The 2,997-nt window shown below is 53.6% G+C and carries 4 protein-coding genes; 3 read left to right on the top strand and 1 reads right to left on the bottom strand.

The genetic code is table 11. From position 1 onward, the window contains the following. Both ACIREA_RS29710 and ACIREA_RS29705 read left to right on the top strand, forming a co-directional pair. The coding region (locus ACIREA_RS29710) for a DUF3987 domain-containing protein (RefSeq protein ID WP_397385942.1) at positions 1 to 1,666 on the top strand (1,666 nt) is incomplete at its 5' end. Then, positions 1,663 to 2,046 (top strand): hypothetical protein, encoded by a 384-nt coding sequence (locus ACIREA_RS29705; RefSeq protein ID WP_397385941.1) that lies wholly within the window; start codon positions 1,663 to 1,665, stop codon positions 2,044 to 2,046. The genes ACIREA_RS29710 and ACIREA_RS29705, both read left to right, overlap by 4 nt. Before the next feature lie 11 nt (positions 2,047 to 2,057). Here the strand turns inward: ACIREA_RS29705 and ACIREA_RS29700 are convergent, their stop codons facing one another. Further along, on the bottom strand, positions 2,058 to 2,294 hold the full coding sequence (locus ACIREA_RS29700) for a helix-turn-helix domain-containing protein (RefSeq protein ID WP_397385940.1): 237 nt from the start codon (positions 2,292 to 2,294) through the stop codon (positions 2,058 to 2,060). Positions 2,295 to 2,364: 70 nt separating this feature from the next. Here ACIREA_RS29700 and ACIREA_RS29695 point away from each other — a divergent pair. Beyond that, on the top strand, positions 2,365 to 2,997 hold a 633-nt coding region (locus tag ACIREA_RS29695), incomplete at its 3' end, for a DUF4339 domain-containing protein (RefSeq protein WP_397385939.1).

Below are 2,997 nucleotides of genomic sequence, written 5' to 3'. Positions count from 1 at the left end.
AATCTGCCGCTGCGACCTGCGGGAAACCACATGCACCCAACTACACGAAAAAGGTGAATGCTCTTACACAGACTGCCGCCTTCGCACAGCCTCCGAGATCGAAGCCGCCGACACCAAACGAGAGAATTCACTCTTGCCTGTAATCTTCAATTTGGCACCGGAGGCCAGCGGCAAAATCCCCGAAACCCCAGAATTGGACGAATGCGCTAATTACGGGGAAAACGGGGATTCTGACTTTGCCCCTTTTCCCGTTTCCGCTTTACCACCAATGTTGCGACATATCGCCGAAGAAGCCGCTGCCGCTGAACGCGTTCCCGTGGCTCTCACTGCTGCCGCTGCCATCGCTACGGCATCTGCTGCAATCGGAGCGGGGCTTGTTTTGAAGACAGGGCCGCACCGCCTGACGCATGCCAATCTTTTCATTCTCGCGGCTGCTCAGTCTGGCACTGGCAAAGGCCGTGCTTTCGCACTTGTCGCACGCACCCTGCAAGAGATGGAGCGCGACAAAATAGATAAGTGGCGCAAGCACGAGAAGCCCAATTTGGAAGCACGTCTGAGAGTGACAAAAAAAGCTGTCGAGGGATTGGAAAAGAAAGCCGAGAAGGCGAACGCATTCGAGCGTGAGGAGATCACTGCTCAACTTGAACCGCTCAATCGTCTGATGGATTCTCTCACGACTGAATTACGGGAACCACTTTGGACAGTAGCGGATGTCACACGCGAGGCTCTGGCGGACGCTCTGAGCCGTGGCACGCTGGAAGCACTGGCGAGCATGTCACCCGAAGCACGCGGCGTTGTTGACGTGCTTGGGGGGCGCTATCGTTCAGGCAGTTCAGACGAGGATATTTATCTTAGCGCCTTCTCGGTGGAATCGTTTACCGTTCACCGAATTGGACGCCCGGCAACGCATTTGGCCGCGCCGTGTCTCACCGTGTTTTGGATGATTCAACCGGATGCACTTCGCGCCATGTTTTCTAAGGATGCGTTCACCGAATCGGGATTGTTGCCGCGATTTCTTGCCTTTGATTCCAAAGCTCAACCGGAGTTTGTCCCTGACGAACCACATGTCATGCACCCCGCTGCGTCTCGCGACTGGCGCTCTTTATTGGAGCAACTGGCGGACACCTTCCACGAACGAGGCGATGAAACTCCCGCTATCGTGGAACTCTCACCAGAGGCAGCAAAAGGGTTTCGTGATTTTGAAAACCAGACCACTGAAGACAGACGCACTGGGGGCCATCTTGCAGACGTGAGCAGTTACGCGGCCCGATGGGCAGAGAATGCACAAAGGCTGGCGCTAGTGCTGCATGCTTCTGAATATGGCAGCAAAGCCGCTTCCGAACCTCTGAGCGTGGCAACGGCTGCCGATGCTGTCGAGATCATCGCATGGTTCATCCGTGAACAAATGGCGATTTTACGGGTAGGACGTGAACGAGGGAAGACAGACCGCTTGCGGCGTTTGGAAACAATCCTTCTCAATTGCCCAAGCCATGAAATGAGCCTGCGAGATTTGGACAAGTCCCACAATATCACTCGCTCGGAAATCGAATCACTCGTTCACGAAAATTCCGACCGTCTCACAATTGAAGAACGCAAACCAAGCGGGCCGGGCCGTCCTTCGACAGTGCTTCGATTGATCCTTTCTAACCCCATCGCCAAGCCATGAAAACCCCACCCGCGCCAATGAGCAAAGATGCCATTGCAAAGGCTCTGCAATGCGACCGCCGCACAGTTTCTCGTATTGTCGATGAATACGACATCTCACCGGCAGGAACCTCGCCAGCGGGATACCCGCTTTACGATCTGGAAACCGTCAGCGAGGCGCTGGAAGAATACCGCTCGCCACCCCTGCCGCCGATGACAACACAAGAAAGAATCGACTCCTTGATTGCCTTCGCTGACTTTCACACACTGATCCTAGACGCATTAGCTGAAAGCGTGCCGCCCGAAAATATGCGCGCTGCATTCCTTACCGCTATGCAGCGGCGCAAAGACAAACAAGAGCCGCAGCACCTTTGGGCGCGTTATGCTGGGGAGAGTGAATGAGGCATCAATTTTCAGTCAAACGCCTCTGAAACAAGCTCTGGAAAGTTCACGCCTAGCCCATCCGCAATCTTGAGAAGCACCCAAAACGTAGGGCATGCGTCGTCGCTCTCAAGGTGCGTGATGGTGGTTCGAGCCAACCCGATTTGCGCTGCCAGTTTGTTCGCTGATATGCCTTTGCGCATGCGCTCCCGTTTCAGGAGAAGCACGAGTTTTCGTTCGCGAGGGTCAAGTTGAGATGGACGCGCCATCTGCAATACAAGCTGTGCTAGGTCGAAAACACCTTGGCATCATAATGCCAACCCTCTAGGGTGGGGGGCTATGCCTGAAAGTCTCTACTATATTCAGAAGGATGGAAACGAGGTGGGGCCGCTGAGCTTTGAACAGATGCGCTCTTTGTGGGGGCGTGCTGAAATCACCGTGCGGACCTCCTTTCGGTATGAAAAAGAAAACATTTGGCGACCTGTGGCACTGCTGCAAAGCGAGCTTGATGAACCGATGGAAATGCCACCTGCTCTAGCTACACAAAAACCAGAAAAGACGGGTTCCTATACAAAAACAGGCTGCGGGTGTCTCTTTATCGGAATTGTCCTCTTCATCATCATTGCAAGCGCAAGCAATCGAAATCAGAGCAGCAGTTCAAGACTGGAAAATTATCCCCCAGTCAAATCAACCAGCCAGCATGTCGAATCACCGGCACCTACGATCACATGGAAAGAGATCGACGAATTCTTTTTCAAGGGAAACAACACGGACCAACAGAGGGCCGATAAACTGAAGTATTACAAGGGCCGTCAAGTGTCTTGGAGAGGCCGCGTTGTCAAAACATCCGAGAAGCTCTTTGGAGGCATGACGCTTTCCATCAAGATGAATGCCGACACAATCACCCATGATGTGGACTTGGATCTGAAAAGCAGCGAAACAAGCAGAGCCACGGCCCTCTCTGAAAATTCG

Origin of the sequence: Prosthecobacter sp. (genome assembly GCF_044373815.1) — a bacterium.
Taxonomy (GTDB): Bacteria; Verrucomicrobiota; Verrucomicrobiia; order Verrucomicrobiales; family Verrucomicrobiaceae; genus Prosthecobacter.
The sequence above is the reverse complement of the archived record's forward strand: the minus strand, read 5'-3'. Positions and strand labels throughout refer to the sequence as shown.